The organism is Rhodovarius crocodyli, assembly GCF_004005855.1.
In the GTDB taxonomy this organism is placed as follows: domain Bacteria; phylum Pseudomonadota; class Alphaproteobacteria; order Acetobacterales; family Acetobacteraceae; genus Rhodovarius; species Rhodovarius crocodyli.
This window is the reverse complement of record NZ_SACL01000005.1, coordinates 158757-176785: the sequence shown is the minus strand read 5'-3', so window position 1 is coordinate 176785 and position 18029 is coordinate 158757. Positions and strand designations below refer to the sequence as shown.

Here is an 18029-nt window from a genome sequence, read left to right as displayed (position 1 = left end):
TTTGCGTCCGAAAATCGCCATGCGTGAATGCCCCTTCGGTAGTCGGAGATTTCACCGAGGCTTACCGCCCCGGCCCGCCCCGCACAATTGCCCCATGCAGGATTCGTCTTAAGAATCTGCCAAAACTCCCGCGATGGGGACATGTCGGGGGCGTATCGCTCCGCACTCCGATGGACGCCTGCCTGTGCGGAGGCTATGCGGGCAGCATGACAGCCTCCCTCGATATCCTCGGCATCGGCAACGCGATCGTCGACGTCATCTCCCGCGCCGACGATGCCTTTCTGGCCGCGCGCGGCATGAACAAGGGGGGCATGGCCCTCATCAGCACCGAGCAGGCGGAAGGCATCTATGCCGCCATGGGCCCGGGCGTGGAAAGCAGCGGCGGTTCCGTCGCCAATTCCTGCGCGGTCGCCGCCGGGCTGGGCGCCAAGGTGGGCTTCCTGGGCAAGGTGGCCGAGGACGCGCTGGGCCAGGTTTTCGCGCATGACATCCGCTCCGTCGGCGTGCATTTCCCGACGCCCCCGCTGCAGGGCGGCGCCCCCACGGCCCGCTGCCTGATCCTGGTCTCGCCCGACGGGCAGCGCACGATGAACACCTATCTGGGCGCCTGCGTGACCTTCGGCGAGCAGGATGTGGACGTGGCCGAGGTGGCCCGCGCCCAGGTCGTCTACCTCGAAGGCTATCTGTTCGACCCGCCGGCCGCCCAGGCCGCCTTCCGCGCCGCCGCCCGCGCGGCGCATGCCGCCGGCCGCAAGGTCGCGCTCTCCCTGTCCGACCCGTTCTGCGTGGGCCGCCACCGCGATGCCTTCCGCGCCTTCGTGCGTGAGGAATGCGACATCCTGTTCGCCAATGAGGCCGAGATCCTCAGCCTGTACGAGACGGACGACTTCGCCGCCGCCCAGGCCGCCGTGCGCGCCGAGGTGGGCATCGCCGCCCTGACCCGCAGCGAGAAGGGCAGCTTCATCGTCTCGGGCGATGCGGTGCATGAGGTGGCCGCCGTGCCGACCCAGGTGGTGGACACCACGGGCGCGGGCGATGCCTATGCCGGCGGCTTCCTGGCCGCCCATACGCGCGGGCTGGACCTGGCCTCGGCCGGCCAGTGGGGCAGCGCCTGCGCGGCCGAGGTGATCAGCCATTTCGGCCCGCGCCCGCAGCGTGACCTGAAGACCCTCGTCGGAGCCTGAACCCATGCGCGCCACCGCCCTTCTTCTTTCCCTGGCTGTCCTGGCCGGCCCCGCGGCCGCGCATCACGGCCGGGGCCACCCCGAGCAGGTGGCGCAGGTGGACGGCGCGGTGCGCGAGCAGGACCGCGCCCGGGCCAACCCGGCCGCGACCCCCTGGGTGCCCGAGCAGAACCGCGCGGCGGCCGAGGCGGAAGCCGCCGGCGTCGACGATGCGGCGGGGCTGCTGCGCTCCGCCCATGCGGCGCTGACCGCGCGGCGCGCCGGCCAGGCGATCGAGTTCCTGGAACGCGCCGAGTCCCGGCTGCTGACGCGTTCCACCCCCGCGACCCGCGCGGGTGAGCCGGTGCAGAACGGCCCGGTGGCGCGCATCACCGCGGCGCGGCTGGCGGCCGGGCGTGGCGACCTGAAGACGGCGATGGACCAGACCGACCTGGCGCTGGCGGCGCTGGACCGGCCGCGTCGGCGCGGGCGCCGGTAAGGGCGGGGGCGCGGCCCCCGACTGCTTCCCCTAGGCTTCCTCGAACCTCGCGAGCCTGACTGCCGTCACCCCCGGCGCCGTGCGCAGCGTGGGCATCACCAGCAGGCAGTTCTCGTGCGGGGTGCGGATCTCGCGGCTGCCGTCGGTCGCGATCAGCGTGCCGGGCTCGGCCAGCACCTCACCGCCGCGGAAGGGGCGGATGAAGCTGAAGCTGGGGCTGCGGGCCGTGATGGATTCGGTCACGCGCGCCAGCCGTGAGGGAGCCATGGGTTCCGCCGCGCCGGGAAGCAGCCCGTGCAGATGCAGCAGCCGGGACGCCGCGCGCTCCATCCGGGCCACCGTCTCGGGCTCCCAATGGTCGCCGGCTTCCAGCAGCACCGCGCGGCGGCCGAGCGCCGCCAGGTGATCGACCACCCGTCGCCCGCTCTCATGCCCCTGGTCCGCCACCACCAGCGGCGGTTCCCCCAGCGACAGGCCCAGCTCGATGCAGCGGGGGCTGTCCGGTGAGAGCAGCAGCGGGTCGGCCGGCCACAGCATGGAATGCAGGTCCAGCAGGATGTCCGCGCTTTCGATCAGCGGGCGCAGCACGCGGGCGCGGCGCAGCTCGCTGGAACGCCCGGGGCCGTCCAGCAGGTCGGGGTTCCAGACGCGGTTGAAATCCTGCTCGACGAAGCGGCTGGCCACGGGGTCGGCCGGGTCGAAATGGGCGAAGGCGTCGAGGTTGGCGAAGACCAGCGACAGCCGGCCCGCGACGGGCCGCAAGCCCTGGCGCAGCCAGCGTTCCAGCAGCACGGCCCCCGCGATCTCGTTGCCGTGGGTCAGGGCCAGGATGCAGATGTGCGGGCCCGGCGCCGGCCCCTCGAAGGACCAGGCGCCGCGCGCGACATTGCCCTCCACCCAGGGGCGCAGGTCCGGGCGGGCGATGCGCACGGGCGGCGGCGGGCCGGGTTCGCCGGCCGCCAGCGCCGCCAGGGCCGGGTTCAGCTCGGCTGGCATTGGCGCTCCGTCAGGCGTCGGAGGAAGCCCAGGCAGGCGTCGAGCTCGTCTTCCTCGATGAACTCGTCGGGCTGATGGGCCTGGGCGATGTCGCCCGGGCCGCAGACGATCGCGGCGACGCCGGCCTGCTCGAAATACCCGGCCTCCGTGCCGTAGCTGACGCGGGCGGCGCCGTTGCGCCCGGTCAGGCGCTGGGTGGCGAGGGTGAGCGGGTGGGTTTCCGCGAGCCCCAGCGCGGGCGCGAAGGCGCGGCGCGCGATGGCGAAGCCGGCGGCGGGGTGGATGGCGCGCAGCCGGGGCATGATCTCGCCCTCCAGCGCGGCCTGGAAACGGGCCAGCACCTCACGCGCGTCGTCGCCCGGCACGGTGCGGACCTCGAAGGTGAAGTCGGCGCGGTCGGGCACGATGTTCAGCACCGTGCCGCTGTGGAAGGTGCCGGCATGGACGGTGGTGTGGGGCGGGTTGAAGCCCTCCACGCGCCGGCCCTCGGCCATGAAGCGGCGCTGCTCGGCGGCGAGCCAGGCGATGGCCTCGGCCGCGGCCATCAGCGCGTTGGCAGTGGCGTCGGTGCGCGAGGAATGACCGGAGAGGCCCGTGACGGCCACATCCCAGCTGGCATAGCCCTTGTGGGCAATGACGGGGCGCATCGAGGTCGGCTCACCCACCACGCACCAGGCGGGCGGCGGGGCGTCGGCGGCCAGTTCCGGCATCAGCCGTTCCGCGCCGTCGAAGGTCGTCTCCTCGTCATGCGTCAGGCAGATATGGATGGGGCGCAGCAGCGGGGCGGCGGCGAATTCCGGCACCATGGCCAGCACGCAGGCCACGAAGCCCTTCATGTCCGTCGTGCCGCGCCCGTAGAGGCGCCCGCCGTCGCGCCGCAGGGTGAAGGGGGCGCTGGTCCAGGCCTGGGCCTCGACCGGCACGCAGTCCACATGGGCCGAGAGCGCCACCCCGCCCGCCACGCGCGGGCCGATGACGGCATGCAGGTTCGCCTTGCCGTCCACGTCGATCACGCGCGCGGCCACGCCGTGGCGCAGAAGCTCCGCCTCGGCCCACCGGATCAACGGCAGGTTGCTGTTCCGGCTGGTGGTGTCGAACGCCACCAGCGTCGCCAGATGGGCGATGGCCTGCTCCCGCATGTCCCCTGTGCCTCTTTCGGCTCCATCCTAGTCGTGACAGGCTCCCTGGCAATCGGGGGTGGTTTTCGATGCCGACTGTAGCGATCCTGGGTATTCATCTGGAGGCGAATGCGTTCGCCCCCACCACGACCGAGGCGGATTTCCGCGCGCTGTGCTGGGAGGAGGGCGAGGCCATCACGCCGCTCGCGCGCTCCCAGGGTTCACATCTGCCGGCGGAACTGCCGGGCTTCTATCGCCGCATGGACGAGACGGGCGACTGGACGCCCAGGCCCATCGCGATGTGGGGCGCGCCCCCGGGCGGGCCGATCGCGCAGGAACTGTTCCTGCGCATGCTGGATACGGTGCGGCGCGGCCTGGCCAGCGCCTTGCCGGTCGATGCGGTGTATGTCGCGAGCCACGGCGCGTCCTCCGCCACCGGCGACGAGGACAGCGACGGCACGCTGCTGGCCATGGTGCGGCAGATCGTGGGGCCGGGCGTGCCCATCGTCGTGACGCACGACCTGCACTGCAATGTCAGCGAGAAGCTGGTGGCGAACTGCGACAGCCTGATCGCCTATCGCACCAACCCGCATGTGGACCAGGCGCCGCGCGCCGCCGAGGCCGCGGACATGCTGCGCCTGCTGCTGGGCGGCACGCGCGCGCACCGCGCCTTCATCCGCCTGCCGCTGACGCCCCCCACCGTGACGCTGCTGACCGCCGAAGGCCCCTATGCCGACCTGATCCGCATGGGCGAGGCGATGGTCGAGGCCGACCCCGCCCTCTTGAATGTGAGCGTCACGGGCGGCTTCGTGTTCAGCGACCTGCCGAAATGCGGCATCACCATCAACACCACCGCGACCAGCCAGGACGTGGCGGATGCGGCGGCCCGGACCCTCGCGCAGAAGGCCTGGGCCCAGCGGGAGCGCCATACCCGCACGCTGCTGTCCGTGAAGGAGGCCGTGACGGTCGCGCGCGATGCCGAGGCGACCGTCATCTTCTCCGACAGCGGGGACAACCCGGGCGGCGGCGGGCGCGGCAACACCGCCTGGCTGCTGCGGGCGCTGCATGAGGCCGAGGTGCCCGGCGTGGTGCTGGGCCTGTTCGTGGACCCGGAGCTCGCCGCCGAAGCCCATGCGCTGGGCGAGGGCGCGGTGTTCGAGGCCCGCTTCAACCGCAGCCCCAGCGAGTTCAGCCGCCCCATGACGGCGCGCGCCACGGTGGTGACGCTGACCGACGGCCGCGCGGTCGGCCGGCGCGGCACCATGGCGGGGCGCGCGTTCAACCTCGGCCCCAGCGCGCGTCTGCGGCTGGAGGGCAGCGGGCTGGAGGTGGTAGTGATCAGCCTGCGCCGGCAATGCCATGAGCCGCGCACGCTGGAGATGCACGGCATCGACCTGGCCGCCGCGCGCTGCATCGTGGTCAAAAGCCGCGGGCATTTCCGCGCGGGCTTCGACGAATTCGCCCCGCCCGGGCGCGTGTTCGAAGTGGATACCGCAGGCCTGACCAGCCCCGTGCTGACCAACTTCACCTGGAAGCGGCTGCCGAGGCCGGTCTATCCGCTGGACGCGGACGCCGCCTACGCGGTGAAGGCGTTGTAAGTTAACATCGTCAGCGTGTCCTTCACGCCGGCGACGGTCTGCACCTTGTCGACCACGAACAGGCCCACATCCTGGTCGGGCTCCAGGTAGAACTTGCCCAGCAGGTCGTAGGTGCCTGAAATCGAGTGCATTTCCGACAGCTCCTCGATGCTGTCGGCCATGTGGCGGGCCACGCGATAGGCGGCACCCATCTCGCATTTAATCAGGACGAAGATAGCGCGCATCGGAACTCTCCCATCGGGTGGGCGCAGGATGACGGGGCGGCGTGCGTCGCACAAGCCGGGCCCAAGGGGGAGCAGGGCCCGGGGCTTCTGCCCAAGGAAGCGGCAGATGGCGGCCGTGGCCCCGCCGGGGCACCCGCCGGCTTCGTTCCGCTGCCGCCCCTCGGGGCGCTACCCTGCGGCCATGGATACGCATCTCGATCGCGGCGGCCCCGCCCAGCCCCTGTTGACGCTGGAGGGGCTGCAGAAGCACTTCCCCATCAAGGGCGGGCTGCTCGGCCGCACCGTCGCCACCGTGCGCGCCGTGGATGGCGTGACCTTCACGGTGGAGAAGGGCGAGACGCTGGGCATCGTGGGCGAATCGGGCTGCGGCAAATCCACCACCGCCCGGCTGCTGATGCGCCTGATGCCGCCCGATACCGGCAGCATGATCTTCGACGGTGAGGCGGTGGGCGAGGGCAATGCCGGCGGCATCGCGCTGCGCGACTATCGCCGCCAGGTGCAGATGGTGTTCCAGGACAGCTATGCCTCGCTGAACCCGCGCCTGCCCATCGAGGACAGCATCGCCTTCGCGCCCAAGGTGCATGGCGTGAGCGACACCGAGGCCCGGACCCGCGCGCGGGACCTGCTGGCCGCCGTGGGGCTGGCACCGCAGAGCTTCGCCCGCCGCTACCCCCATGAGCTGTCGGGCGGCCAGCGCCAGCGCGTGAACATCGCGCGCGCCCTGGCGCTGCGTCCGCGCCTCGTGATCCTGGACGAGCCCGTCTCGGCGCTGGACAAATCGGTCGAGGCCCAGGTGCTGAACCTGCTGGTCGAGCTGAAGGAACAGTTCGGCCTGACCTATGTGTTCATCAGCCACGACCTGAACGTGGTGCAGTTCATCAGCGACCGCGTGCTGGTGATGTATCTGGGCGAGGTGGCCGAGATCGGCCCGGTGGACGCGATCTATGAGAAGCCCGCCCACCCCTATACACGCGCGCTGCTGGCCAGCCGGCCGTCGATGGACCCGGCGATGCGGCGCACCAGCCCGCCGCTGACCGGTGACCCGCCGAACCCGGTGAACCCGCCCAGCGGCTGCCGCTTCCGCACCCGCTGCCCGCTGGCCGAGGACATCTGCGCCTCGTCCAAGCCCATCATGGCGGACCTCGGCGGCGGCCATCTGGCCGCCTGCCACATCGCCAACCCGGCCAGCGGCCACAGCAAGGCGGGAGCCACGGCATGAGCGCCGCCCTGAAGCCCGAAGCCGCCACGCCGCTGATGCGGCTGCGCGACGTGCATGTCACCTTCCAGACGCGCGACCGCACCGTGCATGCGGTGAATGGCGTGGACATGGACCTCGCCCAGGGCGAGGTGCTGTGCATCCTGGGCGAATCCGGTTCCGGCAAGTCGGTCACGCTGCGCGCGCTGATGCGGCTGCTGCCGAAATTCGCCAAGGTCTCGGGCAGCGTCGAGGTCGCGGGCCGCGACGTGATGGCGATGAGCGAGCGGGAACTGTCGCGCTATCGCGGCGGCGATGTCTCGATGATCTTCCAGGAGCCGATGACGGCGATGGACCCGGTCTTCACCATCGGGCGGCAGATCGCGGAGGCCGTGCAGCGGCATGAGGGCGTCTCCCGCTCCGCCGCCGATGCCCGCGCGCTGGAATTGCTGGAACTGGTGCAGATCCCCTCCGCCAAGCGGCGGCTCGCGGCCTATCCGCATGAGCTGTCAGGCGGCCTGCGCCAGCGCGCCATGATCGCGGTGGCGCTGGCCTGCAAGCCCAAGCTGTTGCTGGCCGACGAGCCCACCACGGCACTGGACGCCACGGTGCAGATCCAGGTGCTGCTGCTGCTGCGCGAACTGCAGCAGAAGCTGGGCATGGGCGTGATCTTCGTGACCCATGACCTGGGCGTGGCCGGCGAGATCGCGGACCGGGTGGCCGTGATGTATGCCGGCAAGGTGGTCGAGGAAGGGCCGGTGGCGGGCTTCATGTCCGGCCCGGCGCACCCTTATCCCCGCGGGCTGCTGAACAGCACCGTGCATGGCAACATGCGCGGCAAGAAGCTGACGACCATCCCCGGCGCGCCGCCCAGCCTGGCGACGAAGCCCATGAATTGCAGCTTCGCCCCCCGCTGCGCGCTGGCGGAGCAGGCCTGCCTGGATGCGATCCCGCCCATGGTGGAGCTGGGCGGCGATCGGCGCGGGCGGTGCATCAAGCTGGGTTAGGGGTTTCGCGGCGTGCCGCCGTTCGGGCAGCATGCGGTCATGCTCCGCCGCGCCCTGCCGCTCCTCGCCCTGCCGCTTCTCGATCTGTCGGCGCTTGCCCGCGCCGACGGTCTGCTGACCACCGAGCAGGCCATGGCGCTGCTGGCTCCGCCCGCGCCGGGCCTCAATATCTACATGCGCCATTCCATCACCGACCGCAGCCAGGCCGATACCGGCCGACTGCATGACCGCGCAGGCCAGCGCAACCTGAGCCCGGCCGGCGAGGCGCTGGCGCGCGCCTTGGGCGAAGGCCTGCGCCGGCGTGGCGTCCAGGTGGCCGAGGCCCTGACCAGCCCGGTGTACCGCGCCCAGGACACGGCCCGTCTGGCCTTCGGCGATGCCCGCATCCACCCCGCCCTGGTCGCCGACGACTACGCCCATCGCGATCCGGCGCAGGACGCGGCGGAAGTCTCCGCCCTGCTGGCCCGGCCCGCCCCCGGTCATCGCGTGATGGTCGGCCACATCGTCCCGCTCGGCCTGATCCTGGGGCGCGGCCTGTCCCAGGCGGAGTTCCCGGAAGGCAGCCTCGCCTTGTTCCTTCCCGATTCCGGGCGCTGGCGGCACCTGGGCGTGGTCAGGGCAGAGGCATTGACCTAATCCGTCACCGCATGGGTGCAATGTGCCCGTGCGGGACTATTCGCGCATGGATGTTGCGATAGGATGAAGGCCAGCGAAACAAGCTTGCGGAACCCTGCGATGTCCAGCCCGACCGAGACCCCCATCAGCGTCACCCGGACCCGGAGCCCGGCCCAGCGTCCCGCCGACAACACGCTGGCCTTCGGCAAGGTCTTCACCGACCACATGTTCATGATGGACTACACCGAGGGCAAGGGCTGGCACGACCCGCGCGTGGTGCCCTACGGCCCGCTGACGCTCGACCCCGCGACCTCCGTCCTGCACTACGGCCAGGCCATCTTCGACGGGCTGAAGGCCTATCGCGGTGAGGGCGGCAAGATCCGCCTGTTCCGCGCCCAGCGCCATGCGGAGCGCCTGAACAAGTCCGCCCGCGCCCTGTGCATGCCCGAGCTTGACGCCGATCTGGTGCGCCGCAGCTTCGAGGCGATCGTGGGCGTCGACCATGAATGGGTGCCCTCCACCCCCGGTACCTCGCTGTACATCCGCCCGACCATCATCGCGACCGACGTGATGCTGGGCGTGCATCCCTCGCACAGCTACACCTATTTCGTGATCTGCTCGCCGGTCGGTGCCTATTACAAGGAAGGCGTGAAGCCGGTCCGCATCCTGGCCTCCGACAACCATGTCCGCGCCGTGAAGGGTGGCCTGGGCGAGGCCAAGACGGCGGCCAACTACGCCGCCTCCCTCTCGGGCCAGGCCGAGGCCGAGCGCGCCGGCTACACCCAGGTGCTGTGGCTGGACGGCGTCGAGCGTAAGTGGATCGACGAGGTCGGCACCATGAACATCATGATGCAGATCGGCGATGAGGTGATCACCCCGCCGCTGGCCGGCACCATCCTGGACGGCGTGACCCGCAACTCCATCCTGCAGCTGCTGCGCGACTGGGGCCACAAGGTCTCCGAGCGCAAGATCAGCATCGACGAGGTGATGGAAGCCGGCCGCAACGGCACCCTGAAGGAGATGTGGGGAACGGGCACCGCGGCCGTCGTCTCCCCGGTCGGTGAGCTCGGCTACAAGGGCGAGAACATCAAGATCGGCAACGGCCAGACCGGCGCGCTGACCCAGAAGCTGTATGACGCGATCATCGGCATCCAGTACGGGCACAGCAACGACCCGCATGGCTGGACCAGCGAAGTGAAGGTGCCGGTGGAGGCGTAAGGCGACGGCCGTGGGGGGCTCTGCCCCCGACACGCGCCCAGGTCTCTGGTGGGGGAAGCCCCTGATGTTCCCCCGATTTCACTTTGAAACATCGCCCGGCAGCGCCTTGATCCGCCTGCAAAGCCGGGCATCTGCCCTCGCCACCGCGCATTTCTGAAAATCATTCGTTCGTGCGATACTTCTTCCCCTGAGCGGCATTCACCATGTACGCCGCATCGCGCACGCCCGTGTGAGCAGGCGCGTCGCCCAGGGGACTTAGACCGACAGCATGGCCGAAGACGATTTCCGCGCCGAAGGGCGGATGGCAACGCCATCCCACGACCCGGCCGCGCCCGCACCCAAGCCTGAGAAGCAGGAGAAGCCGCGCAAGGGGCGCAAGCGCGCGCGCGGCTGGGGCATCCTGCGGCTGATGACGGTGGGCGCCACGGTGATGGTGCTTTCGGGCGGCGTGGCGGGCTTGGGCATGTATGCCAGCCTGCAGGCGGATCTGCCGGACCATCGCTGGCTGGCCGATTATCACCCCCAGCAGATGTCGCGCATCTATGCCGCCGACAGCCGCCTGATGGCGGAGCTGGCCGTGGAACGCCGCGTCTTTGTGCCGATCGAGGCCATTCCCGCCCGGCTGCAGCGCGCCTTCATCTCGGCCGAGGACCAGCGCTTCCGCGAGCACCACGGCATCGACCCCATGGGCATCGTGCGCTCCCTCGTGACCTATGCGCGTGAGCGCGGGTCGGGCCGGCGCATGCAGGGTGCCTCGACCATCACCCAGCAGGTGGCGAAGAACATGCTGGTGGGTTCGGACCGCACGCTGCTGCGCAAGGCGCGTGAGGCGCTGCTGGCGATCCGGCTGGAGAACACGCTCAGCAAGGACCGTATCCTCGAGATCTACCTGAACGAGATCTATCTGGGTGCCCAGGCCTATGGCGTGGCGGCCGCCGCCCAGGCCTATTTCAACAAGGGCCTGGATGACCTGACCATCGCGGAGATGGCCTTCCTGGCCTCCCTGCCCAAGGCGCCCAACAACTACAACCCGGCCCGCTTCGCGGACGCGGCGCGTGCCCGCCGCAACTGGGTGCTGGAACGCATGGCCGAGGACGGCGCCATCACCCAGGAGGAGATGCGCGCGGCCCAGGCCGAGCCCCTGGTGACGCGCCCGACCCGCCGCCCCGACATGGTGGCGGTGGGCCAGCACTTCACCGAGGAAGTGCGGCGTGAGCTCGTCACCCGCTTCGGCGCCGAACAGACCGGCGGCGGTGGCCTGGTGGTGCGCACCAGCCTGGACCCCGACCTGCAGGCCGCGACCGAGACGGCCCTGCACACCGGGCTGATGAACTACGACCGCCGTCGCGGCGGCTGGCGCGGCCCCGCGGCGCGCATCGCCGCCGGCCCGCAGGACTGGCAGCCGGGCCTGGAGGCCACGCCCCGACCCGGCGGCATGCTGGCCTCCTGGCAGCTGGCCGTCGTGCGCCAGGTGAGCAACACGGAGGCCCGCGTCTCCTGGCTGGAGCGCAGCCCCGCCCGCACGCTGATCCCGCGTGAGGGCGTGATGGATCTCTCCGACCTCGCCTGGGCGCGGCCGCAGCTGCCGGGCCGCCCGAACGAGACGCCGCGCCTGGGCAACGCCCCGCGCCGCATGGGCGACGTGGTTTCCGTGGGCGACGTGGTGATGGTGGAGCCCAACGCCCAGCGCCAGGGCCGCGTCAGCCTGCGCCAGGTGCCGGAGGTCGAGGGCGCCGTCGTCGCGCTGGACCCGGCCACCGGCCGCATCCTGGCCATGGCGGGCGGCTGGAGCTTCGACCGCAGCCAGTACAACCGCGCCACCCAGGCGCTGCGCCAGCCCGGCTCCTCCTTCAAGCCCTTCGTCTATCTGGCGGCGCTGGAGGAGGGCATTCCCCCCAACCAGCGCTTCCTGGACACGCCGGTCGAGGTGCAGACCGGCGCCGGCGTCTGGCGCCCCAGCAACTACAGCGGCGGCGCCACGGGTTCGGCCGTGTCCATGCGCGCGGCGCTGGAGCGAAGCCTCAACCTGGTGACGGTGCGCATCGCCCAGCAGGTCGGCATGGAGCGCGTGGCCGATGTGGCCAACCGCTTCGGCGTGATCGAGAACATGCAGCCTTATCTGGCGATGAGCCTGGGTGCGGGCGAGACGACGGTGGCGCGCATGGCCGCGGCCTATGCGGGCTTCGTCAATGGAGGGCGGCGCGTGAACCCCACCCTGGTGGACAGCGTGCAGGACCAGCGCGGCCGGGTGGTGTGGCGTGGTGACACGCGCGGCTGCCAGGGCTGCAGCGCCGGCCCCGAGCAGGTGCCGAGCCTGGAGGACAATCGCCGGCGCATCACCGACCCCATCGCCGCCTATCAGATGGTGAACATGCTGCAGGGCGTGGTGCAGCGCGGCACCGGCGGCCGCGCCGGTGCGGGCCTCAACCGCCCCGTCGCCGGCAAGACCGGCACCAGCAACGACTACAAGGACAACTGGTTCGTGGGCTTCACGCCCGACATCGTGGTCGCGGTGTGGGTCGGCTTCGATGACCCGCGCAGCCTGGGCAATGGCGAGGCCGGCGGCAGCAACGCGGCGCCCATCTTCCGCGACGTGATGGCCGCCGCCCTGCAGGGCAGCCCCGCCGTGCCGTTCCGCGCGCCTCCGGGCGTGTCGCTGGTGCGTATCCAGCACGACAACGGGCAGTCCATCATCGAGGCGTTCCGCCCGGGCACGGAGAACAGCGCGCAGCCGGTGGATAGCTTCTCGCCGGGTGCCGCCGAGCGGGTGGAGCAGAATTTGGGTGGGATTTATTGACGTTCTTTTTTGTAAAAAAGAACCAAAAAACTTTTGTGAGTTTTGGGTCTCCCTAAAACTCACGAAGTCTTTTTGCTTCTTTTTCTTCAGAAAAAGAAGATATCTAACTTACATCCCCCACAGCAGCGCCGCCCCGGGGTTATTCCCGCCCAGCGCCCTGAACAGCCTGATCTCCACCTGTACATCGAACGCCTCGCCCCCGGCCCTGACCAGCCGGCCGCGTTCCAGCTCCTCCCCGGCCATGGTCATGGGCAGCCAGGCCACGCCATAGCCCTCGCGCGCCATCGTCATCAGCGTGGCGGCCAGGTGCGAGGTGAACACCACCTCGGCTGGGCCGGGCAGGGTGGGGGCGGCGGCGGCCAGGATGCGCCCCAAGCCGGAGGCCTGGCTGTAGCCCAGCAGGCGCGTCGGGCCCTCCAGCGTCCAGGCCGAACCGGGCGCGCACATCGGCACCAGCACGTCGCCGCCAACCACCCGGCTCTCGAACCGCCCGGCCTCCAGCCGGCCCGGCGCGTCCGGGTGGTGATGGCACAGCAGGGCATGCACCTCGCCCGCCAGCATGATCTGCTCGCAGGCCTCCAGGCTGTCGGAGACGAGGTTGATCGTGCCCAGCGCCTCCAGCGGCAGGCGCGCGCGGATCCAGCCGGGGAAGAAGGTGAAGGACAGCGCATGGGTGGCCGCGATGGACAGGGACGCGGCCTCGCGTTCCGCCACCGCCTTGGTGTCGCGGCGGGCGCGGTGCAGGCGGTGCAGCATGTCCTCGGCCAGGGGGTGGAAATGGGTGCCGGCGGCGGTCAGCTCCGCGCCCTGGGCGCCGCGCTCGAACAGGGGGGTGCCGATCCAGTCCTCCAGCGCGCGGATGCGGCGGCTGAAGGCGGGCTGGGTCACGTGGCGCAACTCCGCCGCGCGGGAGAAGTTCCGCTGTTCCGCGAGCGCGAGAAAATCCTTCAGCCAGTCCAATTCCACGACGATACCGTTCGCGCATCACATGAACCGATCTTGGCATTGGCCGCGCGGTGGGGTCCAGACCTAGGGTCCGCCCCGAACAAGGGAGTACGCCCATGCGCATCATCGACGTCTGCGAGATCACCCAGCCGATCGCCTCGCCCATCCGCAATGCCTATATCGACTTCACCAAGATGACCACGAGCCTGGTGGCCGTGGTGACAGACGTGGTGCGCGACGGCCGCCGGGTGGTGGGCTACGGCTTCAACTCCAACGGCCGCTACGGCCAGGGCGGGCTGATCCGTGAGCGCTTCCGCGGCCGCATCCTGGAGGCAGCACCCCAGACCCTGCTGAACGAGGCCGGCGACAACCTGTGCCCGCACCGCATCTGGGCCACCATGATGTCCAACGAGAAGCCGGGCGGCCATGGCGAGCGCAGCGTGGCCGTCGGCACGCTGGACATGGCGATCTGGGACGCGACGGCCAAGATCGCGGGCAAGCCGCTGTTCCGCCTGCTGGCCGAGAGCCAGGGCAAGGAAGCCAACCCGCGCGTCTTCGTCTATGCCGCCGGCGGCTACTATTACCCGGGCAAGGACAATTCCCAGCTTTGCGCCGAAATGCGCAGCTATCTCGACCGCGGCTACAACGTGGTGAAGATGAAGATCGGCGGCGCCTCCATCGAGGAGGACCGCGGCCGGATCGAGGCGGTGCTGAAGGAAATCGGCAGCCAGGCCCAGCTGGCGGTGGACGCCAATGGCCGCTTCGACCTGGAGACCGCCATCGCCTACGCCAAGATGCTGCGGGACTATCCGCTGTTCTGGTACGAGGAAGCCGGTGATCCGCTGGACTATGCGCTCCAGGCCTCACTGTCCGAGTTCTATCCGGGCCCGATGGCGACCGGCGAGAACCTGTTCAGCCACCTGGATGCCCGCAACCTGCTGCGCTACGGCGGCATGCGGCCGGACCGCGACTGGCTGCAGTTCGACTGCGCGCTGTCCTATGGGCTGGTCGAGTACCTGCGCACGCTGGAGGAGCTGAAGAAGTTCGGCTGGTCCCCCAGCCGCTGCGTGCCGCATGGCGGGCACCAGATGTCGCTGAACATCGCGGCGGGCCTCGGCCTGGGCGGCAATGAGAGCTACCCGGACCTGTTCCAGCCCTATGGCGGCTTCCCGGACAGCGTGAAGGTCGAGAACGGCCATATCGTGATGCCGGAGCTGCCGGGCATCGGCTTCGAGGGCAAGTCGGACCTGATCAAGGTGATGCGCGAGCTGGCGGAATAGGCACTGCCGATTAACGGCTTTCAAAGCCTCTATTGGCTAGGTCGGTGCGGTGGCTGCTACGCCACCGCACCGGGCATGAGACGCCCTGACATGCAGAAACGGGCGCCACGGGCGCCCGACGCAGGGAGGCCTCGATGCCCAAATCCGTGGATGAATTCGACAATCTTGCCTTCATGGCGGATGGCGCCAAGGCGCTGGGCATTACCGGTGCGGCGCTGAGACCGTATCTGGTGGCCGCCTACAGCCAGGGCAGCGCGCTGACCCAGGCGCTGGGCGCGGGCTCCGATGTCGCGGGCGGTGTGTGCGTCGCGCTGTCGATGTTCTGGATCCGCACCCATCAAGCCAACCGCAACGCCCCGCGTTTCGGTGCCGCCGGCCTGTTCAACACCCAGCAGGTGATCAACGAGGCACGGCAGGTGCAGCTGGCCTATCAGCAGAACAAGGCCACCGGCGGCGCCAGCGAGGCGGAGGCCCAGCGCACCGGCCTCAGCGCCGCGGCCCGGCGCTACAACATGAGTTTGCACGGCACCGTCCACAGGCATGACTTCACGAATGATGCCGGGCTGCTGACGGCGCTGAGGCAGTCCCACAACTACAACGTGCTGGCGCTTTCGGGCTTCGGGGTGGGCCATGCCATGGCGACCTACCTCTCCTCGGGCAAGCTGTTCGGCTACGGCAAGCATTTGTACCTGTTCGACCCGAATATCGGCGAGCTGAAGATCCCCGAGGCCGAGATCAACTACGCCATGGCGGCGCTGACCACGCGCTACAAGCTGCTCGACAAGCGCTTCATGTACTTCTTCCGCGCGGCGATTGTGCCTTAGGGCCGGCGGACACCTGGCTTTCGGAGGTGGCTGGCGGCGGGTTTTCGCGCTGGCCAGGAAGAAGCCGCAGCAGCTGGGGCATCGGCAAGGGGTCTGACGCCGTCAGCGCGGAAACGACGGTGTCAGACGCGCACGTGAGCCGAGTGTCCGCAGGCCTAATCCTCGGCCAGCGCCTTCAACCGCCGCAGCAGGGCCGCATCCCGCCAGGCAACCATGCGGCGGAACGCCTCGGCATCCGGCTTGCCGAAGGCCTCAATCAGGATCTTCCGGGCGGCCTCGTCGATGCGCGGCGTGCCCAGATCGGCCCACCAGCTCTCCATGGCCGGGCCCAGATGGTCCAGGAAATGCTCCACGCCCCCGGGGCCGCCGGCCAGGCTGAAGGTCTTGCTGGGCCCCATGATGGACCAGCGCTGCCCCGGCCCGGCCGAGACCGCGAGATCGATATCCTCGACCGACGCCACGCCTTCCTTGGCCAGATGCACCGCCTCTCGCCACACGGCGGCCTGCAGGCGATTGGCGACATGGCCCACCACCTCCTTCCGCACGCGGATCGCGACCTTGCCGATGGCGCGGTAGAAGGCGAGCGCGGCCTCGACCGTGGCCTCCGACGTGGCCCGGCCCGGCACTACCTCCACCAGCGGGATCAGGTGCGGCGGGTTGAAGGGGTGGCCCACCACCAGCCGCTCGGGGTGTTTCATGCCCGCCTGCAGGTCGCTCGGCATGATGCCGCTGGTCGAGGAGGAGATGATCGCGTCGGGCGCCAGGGTGGCCTCGATCGCGGCATAGGTCTGGCGCTTGATCTCCAGCCGCTCGGGTGCGTTTTCCTGCACGAAGCCGGCGCCCCGCGCCGCTTCCTCGGGCGCCGCATGGAAGCTCAGCGCCGAGAGACCGGCTTCCAGCCCCACCTTGTCCATCCCCAGCGCCTGCATGGCGGGCCAGGCATCGGTGATGAAGGCGCGCATGCGCGCCTCGGCGCCCGGGGCCGGGTCGCTCGCGCGCACCTTCAGCCCGGCGGCCAGGAACAGCGTGGCCCAGCTGGACCCGATCAGGCCCGAGCCGATCACGGCGACGGTGTGGTGCATGGCGTTTCCCTCCTGGCGTTTCGCGCATCATTCCCCAATGCGCGGCTGGCATGAAGGGGGCACCCTTGACGCCGCCTGCCCCTGGGGGCTTCATGCGCCCGCTCGCGATTTGTCCGGCCAGCTTGCGGCGAGCTGTCATCTCCCAGGGGGTGGCTTAAAAAACAAACGCGCTAAACAGGCCGAAGCGGGGCTATGCTCCGCCTCGCCCCCTCACCATCTGGGGGCCGGACGCCCGTTCGAGATTTGAGGCACCCATGGCACTTCCCGATCGTCCCCTTCGCCCCGCAACCCTGCTGGTCCGCGGCGGCACGCTGCGTTCCAACCATGGCGAGACGGCGGAAATCCCCTACCTGACCTCCGGCTTCGTCTATGACACCGCCGGCCAGGCCGAGGACACCTTCGAGAACCGCATCGAGCACTACCAGTATTCGCGCTTCGGCAACCCGACGCTGACCATGCTGGAAGACCGTCTCTGCGCGCTGGAAGGCGCGGAAGCCTGCCGGCTGACCGCGACCGGCATGGCGGCGGTCCATGCCGCGATGCTGTCCCACCTCAAGACCGGCGACCATGTGGTGGCATCCCGCGCGCTGTTCGGGTCCTGCCACTGGATCGTGGCGAACCTGCTCGGCCGCTATGGCATCACGCATGAGTTCGTGGATGGCGGCGACCTGGCGCAGTGGAAGGCGGCGCTGTCCAAGCCCACCGCCATCGTGCTGCTGGAAAGCCCGTCCAACCCGATGCTGGACCTGGTGGACATCAGCGCCGTGTCCGAGCTGGCGCATGCCGCAGGCGCCCTGGTCGTGGTGGACAACGTGTTCGCGACGCCCCTGCTGCAGAAGCCGCTGGAGCTGGGCGCGGACGTCGTCACCTATTCCTGCACCAAGCATATGGACGGCCAGGGCCGCGTGCTGGGCGGCGCCGTGCTGTCCAACAAGAAGTGGGTCAATGACGTGCTGCAGCCCTTCGTGCGCAACACCGGCCCCGGCCTGTCGCCCTTCAACGCCTGGGTGATCCTGAAGGGTCTGGAGACGATGAAGCTGCGCGTGGACGCCATGTCCAAGTCGGCCGCCGCCATCGCCGATTTCCTGTCCGAGCGCGCCGAGATCGCCCGCGTCGCCTACCCGACCCGCACCGACCACCCGCAGCATGCCCTCGCGCTGAAGCAGATGAGCGGCGGCGGCACCCTCGTGGCGCTGGAGCTGAAGGGCGGCAAGGAGGCGGCCTTCCGCTTCATGGACGCGCTGCGCATCATCGATATCAGCAACAACCTGGGCGACAGCAAGTCCATGGTGACGCACCCCGCCACCACCACCCATCTGCGCATCGGCGCGGAGGAGCGGGCGAAGCTCGGCATCTCCGACGGTGCCGTGCGCCTCTCGGTGGGGCTGGAGGATGTGGCCGACCTGATCGACGACCTGGCCGAGGCGCTGGACGCGGCCTCACCGGTCGCGCTCGCCGCGGAGTGAAC

General features: G+C 70.0%; 16 protein-coding genes. 11 read left to right on the top strand and 5 right to left on the bottom strand.

Annotated elements, in window-relative coordinates; genetic code table 11:
- The first annotated feature begins 206 nt into the window (after window positions 1-206).
- Together EOD42_RS15700 and EOD42_RS15695 are read left to right on the top strand one after the other, a co-directional pair.
- A complete protein-coding gene (locus EOD42_RS15700) occupies window positions 207-1184 on the top strand; it encodes an adenosine kinase (RefSeq protein ID WP_127788502.1) in 978 nt (325 codons plus the stop codon).
- A 4-nt stretch (window positions 1185-1188) separates the two neighbouring features.
- Window positions 1189-1662, top strand: a complete 474-nt coding sequence (locus EOD42_RS15695) for a hypothetical protein (RefSeq protein ID WP_127788501.1) — start codon at window positions 1189-1191, stop codon at window positions 1660-1662.
- Between the two features lie 30 nt (window positions 1663-1692).
- Here EOD42_RS15695 and EOD42_RS15690 read toward each other — a convergent pair whose 3' ends face one another.
- On the bottom strand, window positions 1693-2658 hold the full coding sequence (locus EOD42_RS15690; RefSeq protein ID WP_127788500.1) for a M14 family metallopeptidase: 966 nt from the start codon (window positions 2656-2658) through the stop codon (window positions 1693-1695).
- Window positions 2643-3797 (bottom strand): acetylornithine deacetylase, encoded by a 1155-nt coding sequence (gene argE, locus EOD42_RS15685; RefSeq protein WP_127788499.1) that lies wholly within the window; start codon window positions 3795-3797, stop codon window positions 2643-2645. Before argE ends, EOD42_RS15690 begins: the two co-directional genes overlap by 16 nt.
- A gap of 68 nt (window positions 3798-3865) precedes the next feature.
- Here argE and EOD42_RS15680 point away from each other — a divergent pair, with 68 nt between their 5' ends.
- Window positions 3866-5374, top strand: coding sequence for a M81 family metallopeptidase (locus tag EOD42_RS15680; protein WP_127788498.1), 1509 nt, complete (start codon window positions 3866-3868; stop codon window positions 5372-5374).
- Here EOD42_RS15680 and EOD42_RS15675 read toward each other — a convergent pair.
- Window positions 5353-5598: an Lrp/AsnC ligand binding domain-containing protein gene (locus EOD42_RS15675; RefSeq protein ID WP_127788497.1), complete on the bottom strand. Its 246-nt coding sequence runs from the start codon at window positions 5596-5598 to the stop codon at window positions 5353-5355. The two genes, EOD42_RS15680 and EOD42_RS15675, sit on opposite strands and share 22 nt — an antisense overlap.
- 181 nt (window positions 5599-5779) lie before the next feature.
- Here EOD42_RS15675 and EOD42_RS15670 point away from each other — a divergent pair, with 181 nt between their 5' ends.
- The 5 genes from EOD42_RS15670 (at window position 5780) to EOD42_RS15650 (ending at window position 12430) form a co-directional block, all read left to right on the top strand.
- Entirely contained in the window at window positions 5780-6817 is a 1038-nt protein-coding gene (locus EOD42_RS15670; protein ID WP_127788496.1) for an ABC transporter ATP-binding protein, read from the top strand.
- Window positions 6814-7800, top strand: a complete 987-nt coding sequence (locus EOD42_RS15665; protein ID WP_127788495.1) for an ABC transporter ATP-binding protein — start codon at window positions 6814-6816, stop codon at window positions 7798-7800. The genes EOD42_RS15670 and EOD42_RS15665 overlap by 4 nt, the downstream gene beginning before the upstream one ends.
- Before the next feature lie 39 nt (window positions 7801-7839).
- Window positions 7840-8436 (top strand): histidine phosphatase family protein, encoded by a 597-nt coding sequence (locus EOD42_RS26175; protein WP_206020370.1) that lies wholly within the window; start codon window positions 7840-7842, stop codon window positions 8434-8436.
- Between the two features lie 99 nt (window positions 8437-8535).
- On the top strand, window positions 8536-9633 hold the full coding sequence (locus EOD42_RS15655; RefSeq protein ID WP_127788494.1) for a branched-chain amino acid aminotransferase: 1098 nt from the start codon (window positions 8536-8538) through the stop codon (window positions 9631-9633).
- A gap of 268 nt (window positions 9634-9901) precedes the next feature.
- Window positions 9902-12430, top strand: coding sequence for a penicillin-binding protein 1A (locus EOD42_RS15650; RefSeq protein ID WP_240655177.1), 2529 nt, complete (start codon window positions 9902-9904; stop codon window positions 12428-12430).
- A 108-nt stretch (window positions 12431-12538) separates the two neighbouring features.
- Here EOD42_RS15650 and EOD42_RS15645 read toward each other — a convergent pair whose 3' ends face one another.
- Entirely contained in the window at window positions 12539-13396 is an 858-nt protein-coding gene (locus tag EOD42_RS15645) for a LysR family transcriptional regulator (protein ID WP_127788493.1), read from the bottom strand.
- 95 nt (window positions 13397-13491) lie between these two features.
- Between EOD42_RS15645 and EOD42_RS15640 the strand changes: the two genes are divergently transcribed.
- Window positions 13492-14655 carry a mandelate racemase/muconate lactonizing enzyme family protein gene (locus EOD42_RS15640; RefSeq protein ID WP_127788492.1) on the top strand — a complete coding sequence of 388 codons (1164 nt, stop codon included), beginning with the start codon at window positions 13492-13494 and terminating at the stop codon, window positions 14653-14655.
- A 134-nt stretch (window positions 14656-14789) separates the two neighbouring features.
- Entirely contained in the window at window positions 14790-15479 is a 690-nt protein-coding gene (locus tag EOD42_RS15635; RefSeq protein ID WP_127788491.1) for a YopT-type cysteine protease domain-containing protein, read from the top strand.
- Window positions 15480-15634: 155 nt separating this feature from the next.
- Here the strand turns inward: EOD42_RS15635 and EOD42_RS15630 are convergent, their stop codons facing one another.
- The gene (locus EOD42_RS15630; protein ID WP_127788490.1) at window positions 15635-16561 is read right to left on the bottom strand and encodes a 3-hydroxyacyl-CoA dehydrogenase NAD-binding domain-containing protein; all 927 of its coding nucleotides are present in this window, start codon (window positions 16559-16561) and stop codon (window positions 15635-15637) included.
- 254 nt (window positions 16562-16815) lie between these two features.
- Here EOD42_RS15630 and metZ point away from each other — a divergent pair, with 254 nt between their 5' ends.
- Window positions 16816-18027: an O-succinylhomoserine sulfhydrylase gene (metZ, locus tag EOD42_RS15625; RefSeq protein ID WP_127788489.1), complete on the top strand. Its 1212-nt coding sequence runs from the start codon at window positions 16816-16818 to the stop codon at window positions 18025-18027.
- The last annotated feature ends 2 nt before the right edge of the window (window positions 18028-18029 follow it).